General features: G+C 71.6%; 19 protein-coding genes and 2 pseudogenes. 15 read left to right on the plus strand and 6 right to left on the minus strand.

The annotated features are described in order from the left end of the window. Positions 1-61 precede the first annotated feature (61 nt). The 6 genes from V4Y04_RS19315 (at position 62) to V4Y04_RS19340 (ending at position 4,864) form a co-directional block, all read left to right on the plus strand. A complete protein-coding gene (locus tag V4Y04_RS19315; protein WP_332432916.1) occupies positions 62-688 on the plus strand; it encodes an RNA polymerase sigma factor in 627 nt (208 codons plus the stop codon). Beyond that, positions 685-1,854: a CU044_5270 family protein gene (locus V4Y04_RS19320; protein WP_332429444.1), complete on the plus strand. Its 1,170-nt coding sequence runs from the start codon at positions 685-687 to the stop codon at positions 1,852-1,854. The genes V4Y04_RS19315 and V4Y04_RS19320 overlap by 4 nt, the downstream gene beginning before the upstream one ends. Before the next feature lie 301 nt (positions 1,855-2,155). After that, positions 2,156-2,398, plus strand: coding sequence for a DUF6411 family protein (locus V4Y04_RS19325; RefSeq protein WP_332429445.1), 243 nt, complete (start codon positions 2,156-2,158; stop codon positions 2,396-2,398). A 32-nt stretch (positions 2,399-2,430) separates the two neighbouring features. Further along, the gene (gene ppk2, locus V4Y04_RS19330; RefSeq protein ID WP_332429446.1) at positions 2,431-3,387 is read left to right on the plus strand and encodes a polyphosphate kinase 2; all 957 of its coding nucleotides are present in this window, start codon (positions 2,431-2,433) and stop codon (positions 3,385-3,387) included. A gap of 156 nt (positions 3,388-3,543) precedes the next feature. Further along, complete coding sequence (locus V4Y04_RS19335; RefSeq protein WP_332429447.1) at positions 3,544-3,867, plus strand: hypothetical protein; 324 nt, start codon at positions 3,544-3,546, stop codon at positions 3,865-3,867. Between the two features lie 130 nt (positions 3,868-3,997). After that, positions 3,998-4,864 carry an AraC family transcriptional regulator gene (locus V4Y04_RS19340; protein WP_332429448.1) on the plus strand — a complete coding sequence of 289 codons (867 nt, stop codon included), beginning with the start codon at positions 3,998-4,000 and terminating at the stop codon, positions 4,862-4,864. Between the two features lie 260 nt (positions 4,865-5,124). Here the strand turns inward: V4Y04_RS19340 and V4Y04_RS19345 are convergent, their stop codons facing one another. Then, positions 5,125-5,373, minus strand: coding sequence for a hypothetical protein (locus tag V4Y04_RS19345; RefSeq protein WP_332429449.1), 249 nt, complete (start codon positions 5,371-5,373; stop codon positions 5,125-5,127). Between the two features lie 1,096 nt (positions 5,374-6,469). Here V4Y04_RS19345 and V4Y04_RS19350 point away from each other — a divergent pair. From V4Y04_RS19350 to V4Y04_RS19360, 3 genes are all read left to right on the plus strand, one after another. Then, positions 6,470-8,509, plus strand: coding sequence for a flavin monoamine oxidase family protein (locus V4Y04_RS19350; RefSeq protein ID WP_332429450.1), 2,040 nt, complete (start codon positions 6,470-6,472; stop codon positions 8,507-8,509). After that, entirely contained in the window at positions 8,506-10,416 is a 1,911-nt protein-coding gene (locus V4Y04_RS19355) for a thiamine pyrophosphate-binding protein (RefSeq protein ID WP_332429451.1), read from the plus strand. Before V4Y04_RS19350 ends, V4Y04_RS19355 begins: the two co-directional genes overlap by 4 nt. 80 nt (positions 10,417-10,496) lie before the next feature. After that, entirely contained in the window at positions 10,497-11,006 is a 510-nt protein-coding gene (locus tag V4Y04_RS19360; RefSeq protein WP_332429452.1) for an inclusion body family protein, read from the plus strand. A 699-nt stretch (positions 11,007-11,705) separates the two neighbouring features. Here V4Y04_RS19360 and V4Y04_RS19365 read toward each other — a convergent pair. Continuing rightward, positions 11,706-12,371 (minus strand): annotated as a pseudogene (locus tag V4Y04_RS19365) (transposase); the annotation flags it as partial. Between the two features lie 371 nt (positions 12,372-12,742). Here V4Y04_RS19365 and V4Y04_RS19370 point away from each other — a divergent pair. The 3 genes from V4Y04_RS19370 (at position 12,743) to V4Y04_RS19380 (ending at position 15,674) form a co-directional block, all read left to right on the plus strand. After that, complete coding sequence (locus tag V4Y04_RS19370; RefSeq protein ID WP_332429453.1) at positions 12,743-13,540, plus strand: bestrophin-like domain; 798 nt, start codon at positions 12,743-12,745, stop codon at positions 13,538-13,540. Between the two features lie 194 nt (positions 13,541-13,734). Next, positions 13,735-14,109, plus strand: coding sequence for a hypothetical protein (locus tag V4Y04_RS19375; RefSeq protein WP_332429454.1), 375 nt, complete (start codon positions 13,735-13,737; stop codon positions 14,107-14,109). 245 nt (positions 14,110-14,354) lie between these two features. After that, a complete protein-coding gene (locus V4Y04_RS19380; RefSeq protein ID WP_332429455.1) occupies positions 14,355-15,674 on the plus strand; it encodes a phosphatase PAP2 family protein in 1,320 nt (439 codons plus the stop codon). 612 nt (positions 15,675-16,286) lie between these two features. On the opposite strand, the gene V4Y04_RS19385 is transcribed toward V4Y04_RS19380, so the two are convergent. Beyond that, on the minus strand, positions 16,287-17,753 hold the full coding sequence (locus V4Y04_RS19385) for a hypothetical protein (RefSeq protein ID WP_443080046.1): 1,467 nt from the start codon (positions 17,751-17,753) through the stop codon (positions 16,287-16,289). Positions 17,754-17,865: 112 nt separating this feature from the next. On the opposite strand from V4Y04_RS19385, the gene V4Y04_RS19390 reads away from it, so the two are divergent. After that, a complete protein-coding gene (locus tag V4Y04_RS19390) occupies positions 17,866-19,116 on the plus strand; it encodes a molybdopterin-dependent oxidoreductase (protein WP_332429456.1) in 1,251 nt (416 codons plus the stop codon). Beyond that, positions 19,116-19,640 carry a hypothetical protein gene (locus V4Y04_RS19395; protein WP_332429457.1) on the plus strand — a complete coding sequence of 175 codons (525 nt, stop codon included), beginning with the start codon at positions 19,116-19,118 and terminating at the stop codon, positions 19,638-19,640. Before V4Y04_RS19390 ends, V4Y04_RS19395 begins: the two co-directional genes overlap by 1 nt. A 79-nt stretch (positions 19,641-19,719) precedes the next feature. Here the strand turns inward: V4Y04_RS19395 and V4Y04_RS19400 are convergent, their stop codons facing one another. From V4Y04_RS19400 to V4Y04_RS19410, 3 genes are all read right to left on the minus strand, one after another. Continuing rightward, the gene (locus tag V4Y04_RS19400) at positions 19,720-20,463 is read right to left on the minus strand and encodes a TIGR04282 family arsenosugar biosynthesis glycosyltransferase (protein WP_332429458.1); all 744 of its coding nucleotides are present in this window, start codon (positions 20,461-20,463) and stop codon (positions 19,720-19,722) included. Continuing rightward, positions 20,460-21,155: a glycosyltransferase family 2 protein gene (locus V4Y04_RS19405; protein WP_332429459.1), complete on the minus strand. Its 696-nt coding sequence runs from the start codon at positions 21,153-21,155 to the stop codon at positions 20,460-20,462. The genes V4Y04_RS19400 and V4Y04_RS19405 overlap by 4 nt, the downstream gene beginning before the upstream one ends. Before the next feature lie 109 nt (positions 21,156-21,264). After that, positions 21,265-22,302, minus strand: coding sequence for an NAD-dependent epimerase/dehydratase family protein (locus tag V4Y04_RS19410; RefSeq protein WP_332429460.1), 1,038 nt, complete (start codon positions 22,300-22,302; stop codon positions 21,265-21,267). Between the two features lie 165 nt (positions 22,303-22,467). Here V4Y04_RS19410 and V4Y04_RS19415 point away from each other — a divergent pair. Further along, a pseudogene (locus V4Y04_RS19415) lies at positions 22,468-22,790 on the plus strand (transposase family protein); the annotation flags it as partial. Positions 22,791-22,860 lie beyond the last annotated feature (70 nt).

Below are 22,860 nucleotides of genomic sequence, written 5' to 3' on the forward strand. Positions count from 1 at the left end.
GGAACCGGGCCGGGGCGGCGGAGAGTCAAAGGGTGTGAGCCATACAGAACCTGCGGAGTCGCTGCGTACGCGCATACGTTCGGGGGACCGTGCCGCGTTCGCCGGCCTGTACGACCGGCACGCGCGGGCGGTCTACAACCATGCCCTGCGGCTGACCGGTAACTGGGCGGAGGCCGAGGAGGCGATGTCCGAGACCTTCCTCGCCGCCTGGCGCACCCGGGAATCGGTGGAGCCGGAGGGCGGCTCGCTCAAGCCGTGGCTGCTCGGCATCGCCACGAACAAGGCGCACAACGCCAACCGGGGTCTGCGTCGACGGCTCGCCTTCCTGGCCCGCAGCCCCGAACCCCGCCAGGTCGAGGACTTCGCGGACGAGACGGCCGGCCGGATCGACGACGCCCGCCGGCTCGCGGTGGTCCACGCCGCCCTGTGCCGGCTGCGACGCCAGGACCGGGAGGTGATCGCCCTGTGCGTGGCGTCCGGGCTGGACTACCGGCAGGCCGCCGAGGCGCTCGGCATCCCGGTGGGCACCGTGCGGTCGAGGCTCTCGCGCGCCCGGACGCGACTGGCCCGGATCAGCTCCGCCCCACCGCGCGGACAGGGACGGAAGGCGGAACCACCCGGCGCCCACGGAGAGATGGAAAGTGAGGCCGCGTTCGCGGCCCTGTTCCTGCGGGAGGAAACCCGATGAACGCCGGCCATCCGCCCCGCGCGGACTCCACCGCGGGCTCCGCCAGGGGCTCCACCGCGGGCTCCACCCGGAGTGCGGCGGAGGACCTGCTGGCATCGGCCGAATGGGACCTCCCGCCGAGCCGTCATCTCCGTCACAAGGAAACCCTGATGCAGCAGATCGACCGCGCCCACGCCCCTTCGACCCCTGCCCCTTCGACCCCCGCTGCCTCGGCCCACAACCCCTCGGATCACGGCACCTCGGCCCACGGCACCTCGGCCCGGACGTCCCCGGCGCCGCGCCGCCGCCGGCTCCCGCGCCCCGTCCTGGTGTTGCCGGCCGTGTCGATGGCCCTGGCCGGGGCGCTGTTCATCACGTTCTCCGGTGGGGGCCACGACTCCGCCCCGGCGGCCGGAGCCGGCACCGCGCCGGCCAAGGTGAACAGTGCCTCCGTCACCCTCGACCGGATCGCCGCCGCGGCACTGGAGACCGACGCCACGCCGGTGAAGGACGACCAGTTCGTGTACGTCGAGCGCCTGATCCGCGGGAACACCGGCTCCTTCAACGGTCCGGTGCGGCTCGGCGCCCCGCACAAGCAGGAGGTGTGGACCGCGCAGACCCCCGGCCCGGTGACCAGGACCGGCTGGATGCGGGAGACCGGCGAGGACGCCGTCATGCCCGGTCAGGAGGTGCCCGTCGAGTTCGCCGAGCCCGTCCGGGCGGGCATCGACCACCCCACGTACGCGTGGCTGGCCTCGCTGCCCACCGAACCCGACGCCCTGCTCGAACTGCTCTACTCCCGGACCGGGGTGGAGGACGGAGACTCGAAGCACCAGGCCGTCTTCGGGAGGATCGGCGACCTGCTCAGCTCGACGATCATGCCCCCGGCCACCGCCTCCGGTCTCTACCGGGCCGTCGAGAGGATTCCCGGTGTGACCCAGATCCCCGACGCCGTCGACGCCGCCGGCCGGCACGGCATCGGCATCACCCGCGAGGACGCAGAGTCCGCGACCCGGGACGTGTGGATCTTCGACAAGCACACGTTCGCCCACCTCGGCTCGCGGTCGTACATCACCAGGGACGAGGCCAGGGGCATCACGACCGACACGCTGTACGGCATCGACGCCGTCATGGCCCGCGCGGTCGTCGACCGTCACGGCGAGGGACCCGCCGGGACCGAGAGCTGACCCGGGCTGCGCGGACGGGGGCGTGCGGCGGTTCCCCGGCCCGGAGCCCGGCCAGGGAGATGGGACCCGTGAAGCACCGGGGACCGGGGGTCCGATCCGCCGAGCGGACCGGACCCCCGTGCGGGCGGGGCCACCCGTGCCCGCCGTCAGGGAGATCGCCGGTGTCGTGCCCGGCGCGCCGGTCGCGCCGGTCGCGGGGGCCGTGTGCGGGGCCCGGTCCCGGAACGGAGCCCTCGCTGCCCACATGGGTGGGGCGGGACGGGGCACCTGTATGTCCGTCCACCAGCGAAAGGAGCCGGTCATGGCAGTCGTCGCCGTCATCGCCGTGTGTGTGGTCCTGGCCGTCCTGGCCTTCCTCGTCCCCCGTCTCTCCCGCCATCCCGAACGCGGCACGCAACGTACGCTCGGTGCCGGGGCGCGGGCCGGCGCCAAGGCGCCCGGCATCCTGGGCCGGCTCTTCAGCAAGCCCTTCCACACCGGTTCGCGTGCGGTGAGCCGCAGCGGCTCGGCAGGCCGCCGCACCCGCGGCCGTATGCCCTTCTGACCGGCTGTGCGAACCGAGCGGGGAGCCGGGCGATGAACACCGAAGACGCGGACAAACTGCTGGCCGGGCTGACGGTGGATGTCAGCCGGCGGGAGCAGCCGATCGTGCTGGACGCGGACGGGCGTCCCCTCCGGACATGGCGGGAGAACCATCCGTACGACCGCAAGGTGAGCCGCAGGGAGTACGAGCGGACCAAGCGCATCCTGCAGATCGAGTTGCTCAAGCTCCAGCGGTGGGTCAAGGACACCGGCGCACGCCTGGTCGTCGTGTGCGAGGGGCGTGACGCGGCGGGCAAGGGCGGCACGATCCAGCGGCTCACCGAGCGGCTCAACCCGCGTGGCGCACGCGTGGTCGCCCTGGACAGGCCCACCGAACGCGAGGCGGGCCAGTGGTACTTCCAGCGGCACATCGCGCAGCTGCCGACGGCCGGGGAGATCGTCTTCTTCGACCGCTCCTGGTACAACCGGGCCGGCGTGGAGCGCGTGATGGGATATTGCTCCAAGGACGAGTACGAGCTGTTCCTCGACCAGTGCCCGGCCTTCGAGCGGATGCTGGTCGACGACGGCGTCCTGCTGGTGAAGTTCTGGTTCTCCGTGTCCCGTTCCGAGCAGCGCACGCGCTTCGCGATCCGGCAGGTCGACCCGGTGCGCCAGTGGAAGCTCTCCCCCACCGACCTGGCGTCGCTGGACCTCTGGGACGACTACACCGAGGCGAAGGTCGACATGTTCCGCGCCACGGACACCGCCCACGCCCCCTGGACCGTCGTCAAGAGCAACGACAAACGGCGCGCCCGGCTGGAGACCATGCGCAGTCTGCTGTCGCGCATCGACTACGCCAGCAAGGACGGCGAGGCGGTCGGCACACCCGACCCCTTCATCGTCGGCGCCGCCGACACCCTTCTGGAGCCCGGCGAGGAGGACACCGCCCTGTCACCCACTCCGTTGTCCCCCGGCGCCGACGGGCCCGGCAAGCACCCCGGGACCGGCTGACGCGCACGGGACCCCGTGAGAGGACCCGGGCCTGCGTCACCGCTGCGCGGAGGCGCGCCTTCCACGCCCCCACGGTCACCGACCAGGGCGGAGGACGGAGACTCGAAGCACCAGGCCGTCTTCGGGAGGATCGGCGACCTGCTCAGCTCGACGATCATGCCCCCCGCCACCGCCTCCGGTCTCTACAAGGCCGTCGAGAGGATTCCCGGCGTGACCCAGATCCCCGACGCCGTCGACGCCGCCGGCCGGCACGGCATCAGCATCACCCGCGAGGACGCAGAGTCCGCGACCCGGGATGTGTGGATCTTCGACAAGCACACGTTCGCCCACCTCGGCTCGCGGTCGTACATCACCAGGGACGAGGCCAGGGGCATCACGACCGACACGCTGTACGGCATCGACGCCGTCATGGTCCGCGCGGTCGTCGACCGTCACGGCGAGGAACCTGCCGGGGAGGAGCCCGCCAGGACCGAGAGCTGACCCGGGCCGCGCAGACGGTGGCGCGCAGCGGTTCCTCGGCTCGGGCTGACCGGATCGGGCACAGGATGTCGGGTCGGGGAGGGGGGCTGCTCCCTAGCGTGGTGATGGCGAAAGAGGAAGGAGGCCGGGAGTGCTGGAGCGTCTCAACCAGGCCCTGGAACACATCGAGGGCCGTCGCGAGCAGCAGGTCGACGTGACGGAGCTGGCGTGCATCGCAGCCACCTCGGAGTACCACCTGCGCCGGATGTTCTCCGCACTCGCGGGCATGCCGCTGTCGGAGTACGTGCGGCGCCGTCGGCTCACGGTCGCGGGTGCCGAGGTGCTCGCGGGGCGGGAGTCGCTGCTGGAGATCGCGGTGCGCTACGGCTACGGCTCGGGCGAGGCCTTCGCCCGGGCGTTCCGTGCCATGCACGGCATCGGGCCGGGTGAGGCCCGGCGTACCGGTGCCGTGCTCGTCTCCCAGCCCCGGTTGGCCTTCCGCCTCACCGTCGAAGGGAGCAGCAGCATGCGCTATCGCGTAGTGGACAGGGCGGATTTCAGCGTCGTCGGGCTCAAGGCCTGGGTACCGCTGGTGCACACGGGACCGAACCAGGCGATCATCGACTTCGTCCGCGGGATCGACCCGCGGATGCTGGAACGCCTGGAGAAACTGTCGGACCAGGAGCCACAGGGCATCGTCGCGGTCTGCGACGACCTGGACCCCAGCCGCGCCGAGGGCACCGAACTCGACTACTACCACGGGGTGATCACGTCGGCGGCCGCCTCCGAGGGCACCACCGTGCTTTCCGTCCCGGCCGGCACCTGGGCGGTCTTCACCACCTCCGGGCCGGCCCCGCAGGCCATCCAGGAACTGTGGCGGGACGTGTTCACCCAGTGGTTCCCCTCCACCCCGTACCGCAGCCGCCCCGGCCCCGAGATCCTCCGCACCCGCTTGTCCCCCGACGGGACCGAGGCCGATGCCGAGCTGTGGCTCCCGGTGGAGCGGGACCAGGGCTGAACATGACACCGAGCCCATGGGCGTGGAGCTGCGACCGAGTGCTTCGGACGGCCGGAGGAGAAGCCGACTGAAGCACTCGGTAGGGGCCGGCCCGGGAGGGGACCCCTCCTGAGCCGGCCCCTACTTCTGTGCCCCTGGCAGGACGCGAACCCGCGACACGGCTCGAGGAGTTCGGTCCGAGGCCGCTCCGGCTGCTTCCTTCGACTGGTGTGACGGCCGAACGGAGTCGTTGGTGTACGCCCCGTCCGGCGTCGTCGAGGTCAGCCGTGGATGTCGGGCGGAGGGCTTACCGGGGTCTCGGAGATCTGTCGCGCCAACTCCTCGACGACCTGCGGGACGGCCCGCTGAGCGTCCTCGTCCTGTAGTGCTTCGACAAGTGCTCGATGCACTGCCGCATACGGCTGTCCGGCGTGTGAGGCGCGGGTCCGGTCGACCGCCCGCTCGATCTTCGCGAGGTGGGCTGCCACGAGTGGCATGGCTTTCTCGTACTCGCTGGGGTCTGTGGTCATAGGCTCAGCCGATCAAGGTGGGCCGACGGGGTAAAGGCCGGCGGTAGGCCATCAGCTTGGGAAGCTGAGTTCATTCGTGCGCCGTTGGTGCACTGACCTGCGTGAAGGGTCGGTCCGGGACCTCGTCGGGCTCGGCCGGCTTCACCGTGGTTCCCCGCTGTTCCCCTGTCCCCGCTCGATCCGGTGCGGATGTGGTGCAGTGCTGTGGCGCCCAGGAGGTGATCAGCCGGGTACGTTCCCTTCATCGAGCCTGATCTTCACCTGACGGTTGCGATCTGCGTGCCGGATCACTTCACCGGTGACGGTGGAGCCCACGGCGGGCGGTTCCATGGGGTGAGACATGGCGGTGATCTCGGCAAGGCCAACCGCATTCGGTACGCCATCGAGCACAAGGAAGACGCCGCACGGCTGTCGGCCGATGACCCGTCCGCCGACGTGAGATCCAAGGGGCAGTGCAGAGACGGTTGCCGGCCGACTCCGGTCCATGGCGTCCGAGGCCGGCACCTGGGGGCGGGTCCGGCCAACTGAACTCGGGCATGGGCCCGGCATGGCCAGAGCGGCGGAAGGTGTCGACAGCCGGTCTCGTCGCCCGGCCGCTCAGGCACGGGGCCGACAGCTTTCCAACGGGGGTGGTGGGAGGCCGGCCCCACTCGCCTCGTACCGGCGGCAGACCGCTGGTCGGCGGCAGGAGCCGGATGACGTCTCATGTCGGCGGATGACGTCTCGCGTCGGGCCGCCGCCTCCCCACATCGGCATCCACGATCCACGGCCCACGGCCCACGACCCCCGGGCGTCGACAGCGCCGAGTGAGGCCGCGGCGGCGACGGACGGGCGGAAAATCGCCGTTCCGGTGCCCTTTCCGCCCCGGCCGGCTGGCGGGACCACCACCATGGAGGCGCCGGGATCTCCGCACTCCGCAAGTGAATTATCGATTCGGCTTCGTTTCCCTTTTCCCATCCGCCCCTGGTGAATCTGCCGTCCGTCAAAAGAAAACCGAGCGGGTCGAATTTTCGTCAAGTGGTGTGATCGGTGGTTTTTGGACTTTATCTGCCGAAGGATCCGGGAAACCGTTTCTCCATATCTACGATCGCAAGCTATGACCGACATTTCACGGGAAAACTCGGCCATCCGTGAGCGCTGGCAGACCTGCCTCAGGCTTGCCCGCGAACTCCTTCTCGTCGGGCCGGACGACAAGGACCTCAAGCTCGGCTATCTCCACACCCTGATCGACACGGGCGACCTCGGCCCCACCCGTCACCCGCGCAAGAAGATCCTCGTCATCGGCGCCGGCATCACCGGCCTCGTCGCCGGCCGCCTGCTCAAGGACGCCGGCCACGACGTCACCGTCCTCGAGGCCAACGCCGGTCGCGTCGGCGGGCGCATCAAGACCTTCCGCGCCACCAAGCACCACCAGCCCTTCGCCGACCCCGCCCAGTACGCCGAGGCCGGCGCCATGCGGCTGCCCGACTTCCACCCGCTCGTCCTCGCCCTCGTCGACAAACTGGGGCTCGGCCGCCGTCAGTTCTACAACGTGGACGTGGACCCCTCCACCGGCAGCGGCCCCGACGTCCCCGTCCCGCCGGTGACGTACACCTCCTTCACCGGCCGGACCTGGACCCACGGCGACGACAGTCCCGACTTCCGTGAACCCGACAAGCGCGGCAACGCGTGGATCCGCGCCAACCGCGTCCAGGTGCGGCGGGCCGACTACACCGCCGGTCCCGAACGGATCAACGAGGGTTTCCACCTCACCGACGACGAGGTCCGCTCCCCCGTCGTGAAGATGGTCGACGACGCGCTGGAAAGCGTGCGCGACTACTATTCCGACGTCGTCGACGGCACGCGTGTCAACAAGCCGTTCGACGAGTGGGTCGAGGGCTGGGCCCGGGTGATCCGCGACTTCGACGGCTACTCCATGGGCGGCTTCCTGCGCGATCACGCCGGGCTCAGCGACGAGGCGATCGAGGCCGTCGGCACGCTGGAGAACATGTCCTCACGGCTGCACCTCTCCTTCTTCCACAGCTTCCTGAGCCGCAGCGACATCAATTCCACCGTCCGCTACTGGGAGATCCCCGGCGGCAGTTGGCGCCTGCCGCACGCTCTCCACCAGGGCCTGCGCGACGAGGTGCGGCTCGGCCACCGCATGATCCGCCTCGAGTACCACGACCCCAGCCGCGACGCCGGCCCCGAGGGCACCGGCGCCGTCGGTCCCGACGGCTGGGGTGTGGCCGTGCAGACCGTCGCCGAGCACGATCCGCAGGCCCCGCCGCGTCTGTGGACCGCGGACCTGGCGATCGTCACCGTCCCGTTCTCCGCCCTGCGCTTCGTGGAGATCGTCCCCTCGATGTCGTACAAGAAGCGCCGCGCCCTCATCGAGACCCACTACGACCAGGCCACTAAGGTGCTGCTGGAGTTCAGCCACCGCTGGTGGGAGTTCACCGAGGACGACTGGCGCGGCGAGCTGGAGAACATCGCACCCGGCCTCTACGCGTACTACCGGCTCGGCGCCGACGCGGACGCCGAGCCCCGCATCACCCTCCCCGATCCGGAGGCCGGCCTGCTCGGCGCCGCGGTCAAGGACAGCGGCGTCACCGAGGAGATGCGGCGGCTCGACAGGACCATGCCGCTGCGCGGCCCCGCCGTCCGCCCCGCCACCCACTGCTTCGGCGGGGGCTCCGCCGCCGACAACCCCAACCGGTTCATGTACTACCCCTCGCACCGGGTCGAGGGCAGCACCGGTGGCGTCGTGCTCGCCTCGTACTGCTGGTCCGACGACGCCGCACGCTGGGACTCCCTGTGCGAGGCGGAGCGCTACGTCTACGCCCTGCGCAACCTCCAGGCCGTGCACGGCCGCCGCGTCGAGGTGTTCTTCACCGGCCGGGGCGCCACCCAGAGCTGGGCCCGCGACCCGTACGCCTTCGGCGAGGCCGCCATCTACACCGCGCACCAGATGACCAGCTTCCACCTGGACGTCTCCCGGCCCGAGGGCCCCGTGCACTTCGCCGGAGAGCACACGTCCCTCAAGCACGCCTGGATCGAGGGTGCCCTGGAGAGCGCCGTCCGCGCCGCCGTCGCCGTCCACCGGGCCCCGCCGGTCACCACCCCGGGCCCGGACAGGGAGGAGTACTCGTCGTGATCGCGATCACCCCGGGGTGCACGGTCGCCCGCTACCTCGCCCTGCGCCTGGCCGAGTTGGGTATCACCCACCTGTTCGGCGTCCCCGGCAACCACCTCGGCCCGTTCCTGACCACCCTGCGCGCCGAGGGCGACATCGAGTGGGTCGGCACCCCCACCGAGGGCGGCGCCGGCCAGGCCGCCGACGCCTACGCCCGCATCCACGGCATAGGCGCGGCCGCCGTCACCTACAGCGTCGGCGCGTTCAACCTGCTGGGCGCGTGCGGCGGCGCCTACGTCGAGCGGGTCCCGCTCGTCGCCGTCAACGCCTCCCCGCCCTACGAGCAGTGGCAGAACTACCGTGCCCTCGGCCTGCTCACCTCCCACATGATCCCCCGCCCGGAGAGCAACCTGGACGTCTACCGGCAGGTCACCGTGGACGCGCAGATCATCTCTCACCCGGGGCTCGCCCCCGGCCAGATCGACGCCGCGCTCACCGCGTGCCTCTCCGAGCGCAGGCCGGTCTACCTGGAGGTCATGGAGGACCTGTGGGACGAGCCCTGCGCCGAGCCCGGGGAGCCGATCCTCCGCCGCGAGCGGCCGTTCGGCGCACGCGACCAGGCCATGCTGGACAGCGCCGTGCACGCGATCCTCACCCTGATCGAGGAGCACCCCGGCCCGGACGGCAGGCCCCGCCCGATCGTGTGGGCCGGCGAGGAGATCGACCGGTTCCGCCTCGGCGGGCGGCTCACCGACCTGGTGGAGGCCACCGGAGTGCCGTTCTGCACCACCGTCGGCGCCAAGGCCGTCGTCGACGAGGACCAGCCGCAGTTCCACGGCGTCTACAACGGCCACGCCAGCCACCCGGACATGCACTGGATCTTCCAGGACTGGGCCACCTGCCGTATCGGGCTCGGCGCCTGGTCCACGTCGAAGGACCTCGGCGGCGAGCAGTCCGTCGGCACCGACTGGGTGATGGCCGCGAACGGCGGCCTCAGCGTCGGCACCTCCTACTTCCCCGACGTCCGGCTCGAACAGCTGCTGCCCGCCCTCCAGGGCGCGCTGGTCAAGGGCTACGGCTCCGGGGGCCTGGCCGCCGACTACTACGCCGAGGCCCACGCCCACCACGGAGCGCCCGAGGACCGCCCCGCCGCCCTGGAACACCACCGCGCCTCACTCCGGGTCTCCGGCTCGCCGTCCCGGCACCCCGAACGGCTCACCTACGACGGCGTGTTCGACCGGATCAACCACTTCCTGGGCCACGAGACCCGGGAGGACTGGACGGTCGTCTCCGACGCCGCCTTCTCCCTCATCGGCTCGATGAACCTGTCCCTGCCCGCGGGCGGGTTCCTGTCCCAGGTCAGCTGGCTGTCCATCGGCTGGTCGGTCGGCGCGGCCACCGGCGCCGCGCTCGCCCCCGAGCGCACGCCCGCCCGCCCGATGGTGTTCGTCGGCGACGGCGCCTTCCAGGAGACCTGTCAGGAGATCTCCACCCACACCCGGCTCGGGCTGCGGTCGGTGGTGTTCGTCATGGACAACGGACACTTCTACGGCATCGAGCAGATGCTGGTGCGCCCGTCCTACTACGCCGAGCCGGGTTCCACCGGCCCGGACGGCTCCGTCGGCCCGGACGGCTTCACCGGCCCCGCCGACCCGGACGGCCCCGCCGACCCGGACGGCCCGGACTTCTACAACGTCCTCCACCCGTGGCACTACGACCGCCTCGCGGCCGTCTTCGCCGGCAGGAACACCCCGGCGAACGGGGTCGTCGTGGCGGACACCTCCGAGCTGGACGCCCTGCTGGCCCGCCTCACCGCCCCCGCCGACCCGGTCAACGCCGGACCGCTGCTGGTCCGCGTCCGCCTGCGCCGGCACGACTACCCGCGAGCGATGGCGTACAAGGTGCCGAAGCCCGCCACGACCGCCTGACGGGCCGCCCGGCCCGGCAGGAGCAAGAGGCGCGCCGAGGCGGTGCGCCGGAAGAAACCCGTGTCCGAAGGGGGCAGGAAATGGCTGATCTCAACGTACTGATCGCATTCGACGCGGCCACGATCGTCGAGCGGTACCCCGACGCGTCGAAGAACCCCGACGCGCCGACCTACGTCGACGAAAGCCTGATCTACATGACGACGCGCCAGGACCACATCATCGGCACGTCGGGCGCCGAGCTGAACCTCCGGGCCGAACCCGGGGACAGCGTCAAGTGGCGGGAGACGACGCTGTCGCTCGACACCGACCACAAGGCACTCCTGTACCGGTACGTGAGCAGCGACAGCGAGCACGTGCTCATCAGGACGCCGGAGATCGAGGTGATCGACGGCGTCTATCCGATGCCGAAGGAGGGAACCGAGGGCAGGCCGGAATTCGTGACGCAGAACTACCAGGATCATTACTGGCGGACGACGGTCAAAAGGACCGGCAAAGTCGTGTACCACTTCTCCTTCCAGATCCTGGACCGCCATCGGCAATTGAAGGGGTACTTCCAGTGGGACCCCTTCATCACCATCGAAAATCCCTGACGGCTCGGGTGGAGGGGGCGGTCGGCACAGAGGCCGCCCCCCCATCAGGGTGTCGTCTTCCGTCCAGGCAATGCCCGCGTTCTTGTCGGTGCCGTAGGAGCCGCCGGTCTTGTCGGCGACGGGTGAATGGCGCTCCCTCTGCATGCAGGGGCGGCTCGCTGTCCGCGCGGTGACGGCTCCGGATCTCGACTGAACGGCCGCGAACAAGGCTGAATGAGACGGGAACTGAGACGGGAACCGAGACGGTGATGCGCGTCCTCGGGCGGCCTCCCAGCTGAAGCGGCCCTCCGATCGGTCGGGACTGGGGTGGGCGAAGCCGGCGCCGTATGCGAAGTTCAGGAAGTACGGGCGAAGCACCCGGGCGCAACAACAAGGCCCAGGTTTCTGACCTGTGCCTTCGGTAGGGAGCGGGTGACGAGCACCGAACTCGCGCCCTCGGCTCGGGAAGCGGGGGCGCTCGTCCGATCGTGGCGGGTTCGGTGCTCTGTCACGGAGTGGGGGGGGGTGCCCCTATCTGTTTCGTCAACCCCGCCAGGGTCGGTTCATGGGAGTTGGCAACGGTTTTCGGGAGCGGCCCGCGAAGCGGGACGTTCCCGGCGGATCGGGTGCCTGATGGGCAGCCCGGCGGCCGGCAGGGCTGAAGTGGCCGTGCCGGTGCGTGGGCGTGATGGGGCCTGGAGGGCAGCAGCGGTGGAGTCGTCAGGCGGCGAGGCCGACGCCGTCGGGGGTGCGGGGCTCGTAGAGGGCGCCGGTGCGGATCATCGCGTGGATGACGTTCACGCGTTGCCGGGCCAACCGGAGGATCGCCTGGGTGTGGGTCCTGCCGCGTGCTCGCTGACGGTCGTAGTAGATCCGGGAGGACGGGTCGCTCTTGCAGCCGATCGCGGCGAACGCGGCCTGGAACAGGGCACGTTTGAGGAGCCGGTTGCCGCGGTGGGGCGCGTGCTCGCCGCGGATCGAGGTGCCCGAGGACTTCGTGGCCGGGGCGAGTCCGGCGTAGGAGGCGAGGTGTCCGGCGGTGGGGAAGCCGGTGCCGTCACCGATCGCCACGATCACCGCGGCCGTGGTCCTGACGCCCAGGCCGGGCAGGGACGTCAGGAGGTGGAAAAGAGGGAGGGCCTCCAGCAGGGCGGCGATCTCCTGCTCGGCCTGGCTGCGCTGGGTGTGGGCGGCGGCGAGCTGGCCGGCCAGCCCGGGCACGATCAGCGCGGACGCCTCGGTGCCGGGAACCACCAGGGTCTGCTCGGCCAGCGCGTCGAAGATCTCCCCGCTCAGGTGGTGGGCCTTGCGCGAGCCGTGTGCCCTGAGCAGGGCCTCGCAGCGGGCCCGGCCGAGTCTCTTCAGCCTGGCGGGCGAGCCATACCGGACCCGGGGGCCAGGCGCCCCATTGCGGGGCCACGAAAAAGGTAACGGGGGACCGGGATCGCCAGTGCCACCGCACAGGAGGGTGCGATGGGCGCGGCGGGGCGGCCCGTCTTCGTGCCGCATCCCCAGAGCGCCGGCCTCTTCAACAGGGAGACGGGCGCGGAGGTCGTTGTCGGTACGGCCTCGTACTGGGCCGTACTCGGCTGTTCGGCTGACGAAGCGGGATACCGTGCCGGGCGTCGCGAGCGTCGAAGGCCTTCGACCTGTGACCATGGGGCGTTCATTGAATGTGATCGACGAGGAGCTCCAGGTCCTGGGGCCGACGTGTCGCCGCCGTGAGGTGCTCATGGGAACGCGCTGCAGGTGATGTGGTGGACTGGCTGACCTCGCTGCCGGCGGTGGTGCTGGTTGTGGGCGGGCTCTTGCTCGCCTTACTGGTCGCGGCCGTGGCGCGGATCGGAGTCCGGGCGCTCGTACCGGTCGGGGAACGGGACCGGGTGCCGCAGATCGCCACACCCCTGATGCCGACACTCGGCGCTGCCTTCGCGATCTTTGCGGCACTCTCACTGGCCAGCGAGGCCGGCTACCTGCGCGCAGCAGAGGGGCTGGTGAGCGACGAGGCGGCTGCGGCCTCCCGCCTGGCATGGGCGGCGACAAGTCCGCGAGTCCAGTCGGAGCCGATCCATGCGGCGCTGCTGGACTACTTGCAGACCACGCGTGCCAAGGAATGGAAGAGTCCGGCAGCGGCGTCCGGTGACGACCCGGCCACCGCCCGCGCGATCGCACAGCTGGAACGGAGCGTGCGTGCCGAGGCGGCCCGGCCCGTGGTGGGGACCACGACAGGCACGGAGCTGGTGGTTTCCCTGGACGGTGTCACCAGTGGTCGTCGCGCCCGCGTCGCGGCCGCCTCGCGCGACGTTCCCACGCTCTACGTGGTCACGCTGGTGGTCAGCGGACTGGCCTTGATCGTGAACTCCGGCGCACTGGTCTTCCGCAGCAGCCTGCGAACGTCACTGCTCATCGTGGGTGTCGCGAGTGTGGTCGGGCTGAGCCTGGCGTTGCTCTTCGCACTCAGCGCGCCCTGGAGCGGACCGTTGATCGTCAGTGGGCATCCACTCGACGCCGTCATCGGGGACCTGAGGTCCGGCTTCTTCCACGGCGGGCCGTAGGCGGCGGGCGCGACCAGTACGCCGACCCCTGCCCGGACTCTTGGTCACATGAGTCATGTATAGGACAACTGCTACGATCCGGCCACTTGTCCGGGGGGACGAATGTCGCCCGTCGCAGGTTCGTGACCTGCGGCTCAACGGCGCGTCGCACAAGCCCCCCAAGCTTTCGCCCGCCATTCCCGGAGAGGACCCGCATGGCCAGACGTGCGCTCGTACGCGGCGCCGCCGTTTCTCTCACGCTCGCCATGGGCCTCAGCCTGCTGACGGTCGGTACCGCGCACGGTGAAACGGTCGCGGGAGAGGTGGTTCTCCCCGCTGCCACGGCCATGTTTCCCAGGACGGGCCTGCTGAGCGCGGGGCCCTCCGGGTTCCTCCGCTACGCGTACGGGCGCGGTCACCTGTGGACGACCCACGACGGCGTCGACACGGTCGTCGACGCGTCCGCCACGGACGTGTCCGGCCTCCCGGAGTTCGGCGCGGGCTCGGATGTCGTCGCCGACTACGACCAGTCCGACCGTGTGGTGACGCTGCGGGACATGACGATGTCCCGCACCGGAGCCGGGGGGTGACGTGCGGGACGGCGACGGACCCGTCGCAACCCGGGCTGTGCTCTTTCCGTCCTGCTTCGAAGGGCAGTTCTTCGTAGGGGGAAAGCGGTTCCGGTCGGAAGATGACGAGCGAAACCCGCCCTGACATGACCAAAATCTAACAAAGTGGCCAAGAGTTGAGATACATACCACCGCGGGACTTTCCGCGAATAAACCGAAGGACCGCGTTCTCCGTGGGGCGTCGACCACGCGCGAGACTCTGGGCCGTGGCGGGTGTCGCGGCCCTCGGATTCCTCATTGCGCTGGAGTTCGCCGCGCGTCGCCACGGCCTGCAGGGGCCGATCGCCAACCAGGTGCGAGAGCTGATATTCGCCCCCAAGTCGGGCGGCCTGCTGTACGCCGCCATGGCGTTGATGATGGTGGTCCTCACCTGGCGGCAACGGTTCATCGCGGTGGGTACGGCGATCGGTATCGATATCGCCTTCTCGCTGGTCCGGTGGGCGGTGGACGCCGAGACGACCGACGGCCACCCCTTCGGCAACGGCGCGTTGTGGGTGATCCTGGGCCACGCGGTCATCGCGGTCACTCGCCGCACCGGCCGGGAACGTGTCCTGCTGCTGAAGGGCGTCGGGCTGGGCCTGCTGCTGGTGGCCGGCCGCAAGACCGGCGACACCTGGCTGCTCATCACCTCGAAGACCCGCCCGACGGTGCTCGACCAGTACGTGGCGACAGCCGATCACGCGCTGGGTGATCCGTCGTGGCTGGTGGGCCGGGTCGTCACCGCCACCGGCCCCATCGGCTTCAACGTCCTCGACGTCGTCTACGGTCAGCTCGCGGTGGCCGCGGTCATCGTCGCGCTGTATCAACTGCGCGGCGTGGCGGTCGAGCGCCGCTTCCCGGGCCATCACCTGGTGCGCACCTTTCTGGTGATCGGCCTTCTCGGGCCGGCCTTCTACATGATCTTCCCGGTGGTCGGACCGCTCTTCGCCTACGGCACCGGCACCGAGTACTGGGCGACGGTCAGCCTGTGGTCGCCGGACATTCCGTCCAGCGAGCACTGGGCGGTGGCCGACCTGTGGCCGCGGACGCCGCCGCCGATCAGTACCCCGCACCCCATGCCCTTCGACGGGATCACCCCACGGAACTGCATGCCCAGCCTGCACACGGCGTGGGCTGTCGCGCTCTTCATCCATTCCCGGAAGGGCCCACGCGTTCTGCGGTACGCAGGCACGTTCTGGCTGATCGCCACGCTCACCGCAACGCTGGGATTCGGCTACCACTACGGCGTGGATCTCCTTTCCGGCGTGGTGTTCGTGCTCACGATCGAGGCGGCTCTGCGGTCGTTCGACCGCGGCTGGGATCGATCAGGGATCCGGCTGGTCGCTTACGGAGCAACGGTCTTCGCCGCGCTGTTGGTGTCCTACCGCTTCCTGCCGTTGAAGATGGCCGAGCATCCGTGGGTGTCCGGACCCCTGCTCGTGCTGGCGATGACCTCAGTGGTCTACGGCTACGTACGGACCACCACGGCGTGGGAACCGAGAGCCACGCCGACGCGACAAGCGGAACCGCAACCAGAACCGATCTGAATCGTGTCGCACCAGGTTGTCGGCTGCGCGCCGCCCGAGTGAGGCCGGGGTCGGCGTCACAAGGGCACCCGTGCCCTCGTCGAGCCGTGCGCCGAGCGTGTCGGCCTTCGCGACTGCGGCGTCGACCCTGACATGAGGCCGTAGCCGGTGACGCCGGCAGCCATGGTGCTCCGGTACAGGAACGCCATCCCGCCGAACACGCGCTTCTCACTGACTTCCGGGTCCGCTGCCCGGCGTTCCCGGATCCGTTGCGTGAATCCTTCGTCGTGCGCCGCCGTCCTCCCGACCTCTGCCACGAGTCCCGCTTCGAGGTCGCACAGGCCCTTGGCGGGGGTGGCGCTGACCTGCCGGGCCGGCAGCGGTGCCGCCGGCCGGTGGAAACCTCCCTCCCCGTCCCGCATGTGGGTGCGGGCGTGAGTGCCGCGTGAGTGCCGCGCGGGTGGGGCTCGAAGAGGTGGGTGACGTGCGGGGGCACCGGGCCGGCCACGGAGAGCAGGTCCGGCAGCCGTGGCGGGGCGTGCGCGGCGACGCGTTCGGGCGCGGGGCAGGAAGCGCCCGGCCGTCACGTCGATCGTCATTCATGGCCTCGGACTGCTGCCTCCTCGGAAGCGGTCACCATCGGGTGAGCAGCAGATGGTTGAGGAGCAGGGCGAGCAGTGCCTGGGCGGTGAGCCAGGCGCGGACGGGGGTCCCCTCTGCTTGTGGGGGTCCCCCCTGTTCGAGCAAAGTCGAGAACTTGGGGGAGGAGCCGGGACCTCGGGGGAGGGTGAGGAACGCGCAGGCCGGGAGCAGCCACAGGGTGAAGGGCAGCCAGACGCGTTCCGTCTCCGCCTTGCTCATGCCGGACAGGTCGGCGACCAGCAGGGCGAGGAGGGCGGCGGACACGAGGAGTGCGAGGCGGGTCTCGGCCGCCCGGCCGGGGGTGTCGTGGCGGCGGCGGACGAGCACCGCACCGGTCCGCCGCAGGCCCGCAGCCGTCGCCAGGCCCGTGACGAGCACCGTGCAGGCGAGGTTGGCCCACACCCAGTAGCCGTAGGGGCGGATGCCGCCCACGCCCTGGTGGTAGCGCGTGACCAGCAGGTGGTAGGCCTCCCACCAGTTGAACCCGGCGAGTGCGAACGCCGTCGGGACCACCGCCAGTCCGGCGAGCAGGGGCACCAGCAGGGCGGGGCGCCCCCGGATCCCGTGCCGGCCGAGGACCATGACCGCCGCCGCGATCAGTGCGACGAGCGTGAGGCCGTACGACAGGTAGCAGGTCAGGCCGAACAGCAGCCCGGACGCCCCCGCCCACCACAGGGACCGTCCGGTGACCGCCAGGGCGAGCAGCGCCACCGCCCACGCCGCCACCGCCGCGAAGTACGCGTCGGCCGAGGTGCCCATCCACACGGCGGCCGGGGCCAGGACGAGGAAGGGCGCCGCCCTTCGCGCGAGTGCCTCGTCGGCCAGGGCGCGGATCGTGACCAGTACGGCCGCGCAGGCCGTCGCCCCGACGGTGATGCACCACACCCCGGCCCAGCCTCCGCCCCGCAGCCCGATCCGGTCGAGCAGGACGAAGGTGAGCGTGGCCGCGGGCGGGTGGCCGGCGATGTGGGCGGGCCAGTGGTCGGGGGAGCCGAGCAGGATGTGCTGGGTGAAGTCCCGCAGCGCCGCCGGGATGTCATGGAAGCGGTCGACGGCCTGGAGGTACTCGTGGGGGGTGGTGAGCCGGACGGCGATGCCCCGGTGCCAGCCGTCGACCAGGGCGAGGGAGGAGGTCCACGCCAGGGACGTGCTCCACGTCAGGGGGACCAGGGCCCGCCAGGGGAGACGGGCCGCGAGGGCGGGGCCGTACGCCACGGTGGCGATCGCCACCAGGACGGCCGCCGGAGTGCCGGGGCCGAGGTGGGGGCCCCAGGACGCCAGCAGTGGGGGCCAGTCGGCGAACAGCGTACGGCTGGTCCCCTGGATGTGGCGGCCGACCAGCACGGCCGCCGTCACGAACAGCACGGCGGCCCCGGCGGCGTACAGGTCACGGCTCGGGCCGCGGGGCACGCCGGAGTGCGCTGCGCCGGGCTCGGCGGAGGGCGGGGTGCGGTTCACACCGGAACGCTAGGCCGCGCGGCCGGTCGCGGACCGCCGTCCGGGCCCGATGTCGGCGTTTCGTCATGGTCTGCGCACCTTCGACCGGGTGGTTCCGGCCTACCGTCGGGACATGCGCGCCCCCGGCCCCGACCCCGACACCCCACGGCTTCCCTCCTCGCCCGGCTTCTGGCGCAGCCCCCTGCGCGGCCCCTGGTTCACCTCGGTGCTGGGCCTCGTCCTGCTCGTCGGCATCACCGTGCTGTTCGTGACGGGCCTGGTCTCGTACGCCGCTTACAACCCCGACCTGTCGCCGGTGAACGACAAGACACCGGACAAGGGGATCCTCGGCTTCTACCTCTTCGCCTGGCCGACGGACCCGCACTGGCTGTACCGGCTCAACCAGGGCGTCCACGTCACCCTCGGCATCACCCTGATCCCTGTCCTGCTCGCCAAGCTGTGGTCCGTGGTGCCGAGGCTGTTCGCGCTGCCGCCGGCCCGCTCGCTCGCGCACGCCCTGGAGCGGATCTCGCTGCTGCTCCTGGTGGGCGGCGCACTGTTCCAGTTCGTGACCGGTGTGCTCAACATCCAGCTCGACTACGTCTTCCCCGGCTCCTTCTACCCGCTGCACTTCTACGGGGCATGGGTGTTCTTCGCCGCGTTCGTCGCCCATGTGCTGCTGCGGATGCCCACGGTGCTGCGCAATCTGCGACACCTGCGGGAGGAGCGGAACGACCTGGTGACTCCGCGCCCCGCCGAGCCGACCTTCTCCCGGCGGGGCGCCCTGTGGTTCGTCGGGGGCGGCTCGCTGCTGCTGTTCGCCACCACGGTGGGGCAGAACTTCGACGGTCCGCTGCGGCGCACCGCCCTCCTGGCACCGCGCGGCGGCGGCGATCCCGGCAGTGGCCCGAACGGCTTCCAGATCAACAAGACCGCCGCGTACGCCGGGATCGACGCGGCGGAGACGGGCGAGGACGCGTGGCGGCTCACCGTCACGGGGCGCGCGGGCACCGTCCGCCTCCGCCGGGACGAGCTGCTCCGGCTCCCCCTGCACAGCGCGGCGTTGCCCATCGCCTGCGTGGAGGGCTGGTCGACGTCGAACCAGTGGTGGCGCGGGGTGCGACTGCGCGACCTCGCGGCGCTCGTCGGGTACGACGACGACCCGCCGGACGTGTTCGTCGAGTCCCTCCAGCGGAGCGGCGCCTTCCGGGAAGCCGCCCTGCGCGCCAACCAGGTGGCCGACCCGCGTTCCCTGCTCGCCCTGTACGTCAACGGCGAGGAGCTGTCCCCCGACCACGGCCACCCGGCACGGATCATCGTGCCCGCCGCGCCCGGTGTGCTCAACACCAAGTGGGTGGCCCGGATGACGTTCGGAGACCTGTGATGCCTCCACGGCTTCGGCCACGGCTTCGGCGGCTTCCCCGGCCTCTGCGGCTTCCGCGCGTTCCGATCGGCAGCCCCCTGCAACTCCTGCTGCTGGTCTGCTCGTTCGCGCTCGCCGCCTACGCGGGTGTACGGCTGCTCGCGGACGACTGGTTCGGCGTGGCGCTGTGGTTCGTGGGGGCGGCGCTGCTGCACGACCTCGTGCTGCTGCCCTTGTACACGGCCGCGGACCGGGCGGCCGTACGGGGGCTCGGCGCGATCCGGCGCCGGGAGTGGGTGCTGTACGTACGCGTACCGGCGGCCCTCTCCGGGCTGCTCCTCCTGGTGTGGTTCCCGCTGATCAGCGGGAGGGTGGAACGGCGCTACCGGCTCGGCACCGGGCTGCCGGCGGACGTGTTCCCCGCCCGCTGGCTGCTGATCACCGCCGTCCTCTTCGGCGGCTCGGCACTGCTGTTGGCGCTGCGGTTGCGGCGGCTGCGGCGGCTGCGCAGGGCGGCGAAGCACCGTCCGCCGACCGTCCACTGACCGGCCGGCGGACGGCGGACGGCAGGGGGCGGGGTGCTCATCGGGGTGCGGCCGTGGGCGGATCCGGTTCCGCGACGGGTCAGGGGCCCGGTGGGGAGTTCGGTCGGCCGTTCGGTGGAGAGTCCGGCCCGGAGTCCGGCTCCGTGCCTGGCGGCGAGCCGCCCCTTGTGCCCGGTGACGAGTCGACTCCCGTGACCGGCCGCGCATCCGGCCCCGCGACCCCCGTGCACCGGGCCAGCCGTGCGGCGAAGCGGCCGTGCGGGGCAAGGGCGGCGACGGCGTGGGCGTCGGCGGCGGTGTCGACGTCGCGCAGGGGCGGCAGGTCGCGCACCCGCAGGCCGGCGGTGAGGAGCCGGTTCCGTTGGGCCGCTCCCGTGCCCGGGGTCGACATGGGCACGCCCCGCAGCAGGGCGGGATCGGGGCGCGCCAGACCGAGGGCCCAGAAACCGCCGTCCTCGGCCGGGCCGAAGTGGGCGTCGCAGTCGGTGAAGTCCACGGTGAGCAGTTCCGGCGTCACCTGCGGGGTGTCCATGCCGATGAGCAGGGCCGGGCCGTCGCAGCGCGCGAAGGCGTCCGCCAGCCGCTCGTCCAGCCCGCCCGCGCACTGCGGCACGACGTCGAAGCCGGGCGGCAGCCAGGGGCCGGGGGCGCCGTCGAGGACGAGGACGCGCCGGGAGGCGGGCGTGGCCGCCACGGCGTGCAGGGTGTCCGCGAGGGCCGCCTCGGCCAGCTCCGCCGCCTGACCGGGCGTGAACGGCGGGGTGAGCCGGGTCTTGACCCGGCCCGCCCGCGGCTCCTTGGCGATGACGAGGAGCGTGGTCAACGGACGGTTCCTCCCCCGTGCACGGGGGGTTCGTTCAACACACGACCCATGTCCCGCACGGCCTGCCAGGTGCCGCGCCAGGTGCCCGTCACCTTCGACGCCCCGGTGCGCGGCAGGTACGGCACGTCGTGCTCGGTGATCCGCCAGCCGGCGTCGGCCGCGCGGACGACCATCTGGAGCGGATAGCCGCTGCGCCGGTCGGTGAGGCCGAGGGCGAGCAGGGGTGCGCGGCGGGCGGCGCGCAGGGGACCGAGGTCGTGCAGGCGCAGTCCGGTGCGGCGGCGCAGCATCCGTGCGAGCGCGAGGTTGCCGGCGCGGGCGTGCGCGGGCCACGCGCCCCGGCCCCGCGGACGCCGTCGGCCGAGCACCAGGTCGGCCTCGCCGCCTTGGACTTCGCGGACGAAGGGGACGAGGAGCGACGGGTCGAGGGAGGCGTCGCCGTCGCAGAAGCACACCACGTCGGCGGTGGCGGCGGTCAGTCCGGCGTGGCAGGCCGCGCCGAAGCCCCGGCGCGGCTCGTGCACGACGGTCGCGCCGTACGCGCGGGCGACCTCTGCCGAGCCGTCGGTGGAACCGTTGTCGACGACGAGGGCGCGCCAGCCCGGCGGGATCCGTTCGAGCACCCAGGGAAGGGCCTCGGCCTCGTTCAGGCAGGGCAGCACCACGTCGACGTCCGAAGGAGTCGTCGTCACGGGGCCACCCTACAAACGCGAATCGGGCATACCGGGCTTTCGCTCCTCGCGAAACGCGGACGTCCGAGGCCGGGGCGGCGCTCGGGCGCGCACCGGCGACGGCGCGGTCCTATGCCCCGGCGCGGTCCTGCGCCCCGGCGCGGTCCTGTGCCCCTCGCATTCCGGCCCGCGCGAACTCCGCCATGCCCTCCTCGAAACCGACCTCCGGCTTCCACCTCAGCCCGGCCCGCAGCCGCGACGAGTCCGCGGTGATGTGCCGTACGTCCCCGAGCCGGTACTCGCCGGTGACGACCGGCTCGGGCCCGCCGTACGCGAGGGCCAGCGCCCGCGCCATCTCGCCGACGGTGTGCGGTTCACCGCTGCCGGTGTTGTACACCGTGAGCACACCCCCGGCGGCCGCCGCCTCCAGCGCCACCGCGTCGGCCGCCGCCACGTCCCGGACGTGCACGAAGTCCCTCAGCTGCCGCCCGTCCTCGAACACGCGCGGTGCTTCACCCCGGGCGAGCGCCGAGCGGAAGAAGGAGGCGACACCGGCGTACGGGGTGTCGCGGGGCATCCCGGGCCCGTACACGTTGTGATAGCGCAGCGACACCGCCGACCCGCCGGTGCAGCGGGCCCAGGCGGCGGCCAGGTGCTCCTGGGCGAGCTTGGTCGCCGCGTACACGTTCCGGGGATCGGCCGGGGCGTCCTCGCCGACCAGCCCGGGGGAGAGGTCGTCCCCGCACACCGGGCAGGTGGGCTCGAACCGGCCCGCCTCGAGGTCGGCGACGGCACGCGGCCCGGGCCGTACGACTCCGTGCCGCGGGCACTCGTACCGTCCCTCCCCGTAGACGACCATCGACCCGGCCAGCACGAGACGTCCGACGCCGGCCTCCGCCATGGCGGCGAGCAGCACGGCGGTGCCCAGGTCGTTGCGCGAGACGTACTCCGCCGCGTCGGCGACCCCGTCGCCGAGCCCGACCATCGCGGCCTGGTGGCACACGGCGTCCACACCGGACAGGGCACGGCCGACGGCTGCCGGGTCCCGCACGTCGGCACCGGGATCCTCCCGCACGTCGAACACGAGCGGCTCGTGCCCGCGCTCCCGGAGCACGGCGACGACCTGGGACCCGATGAACCCGGCGCCGCCGGTGACCAGTACGCGCATACGGCCACGCTAGGCCCGCACCGGCGCCGCACCACGGGACCGCGCCCGTAGGCCGTGACTCCGTCAGGCATGCGGGGGAGGTGTGCGCGGGTGCGTCGAACCGGGGCAAACCGGAAATCGTGCGAGAGGCTGCCGCCCATGACGGCCTCACCCTCCACCGACACCCCGTACCGCTACGACGACCTGACCGCGGCCCGCACCCACCGGATCATCCGAACCTGCGAACGCCAAGACGTCCCCGTCCTGGCCGACCGTGCCTACCAGGGCGCCGGCCCCTGAGTCACCACCGGACGCAGGCGGCCGCCCGGCGGGCAGCTGTCCCCGACACAGCGGACGGTCAACCGGGCACTGGCCATGTCCCGGGCGCCCGCCGAACGGGGCATGGCACTGTGCTGAAGTCCTGGCGGATCTTCCGAAGGTCCCGGATCAGCCCCAACCGCATGACGTCAGTCGCCGAAGCCGTCCTCACACTGGAGAGGCAGCGCTGAAAAAGCTCAATGGGCGTGGCAAGCGCTGGCAACTGCGGTCAGTAGCCGGTCTACTGATCAAGGGACTCGC

It is taken from the genome of Streptomyces sp. P9-A2 (assembly GCF_036634175.1).
In the GTDB taxonomy this organism is placed as follows: Bacteria; Actinomycetota; Actinomycetes; order Streptomycetales; family Streptomycetaceae; genus Streptomyces; species Streptomyces pratens.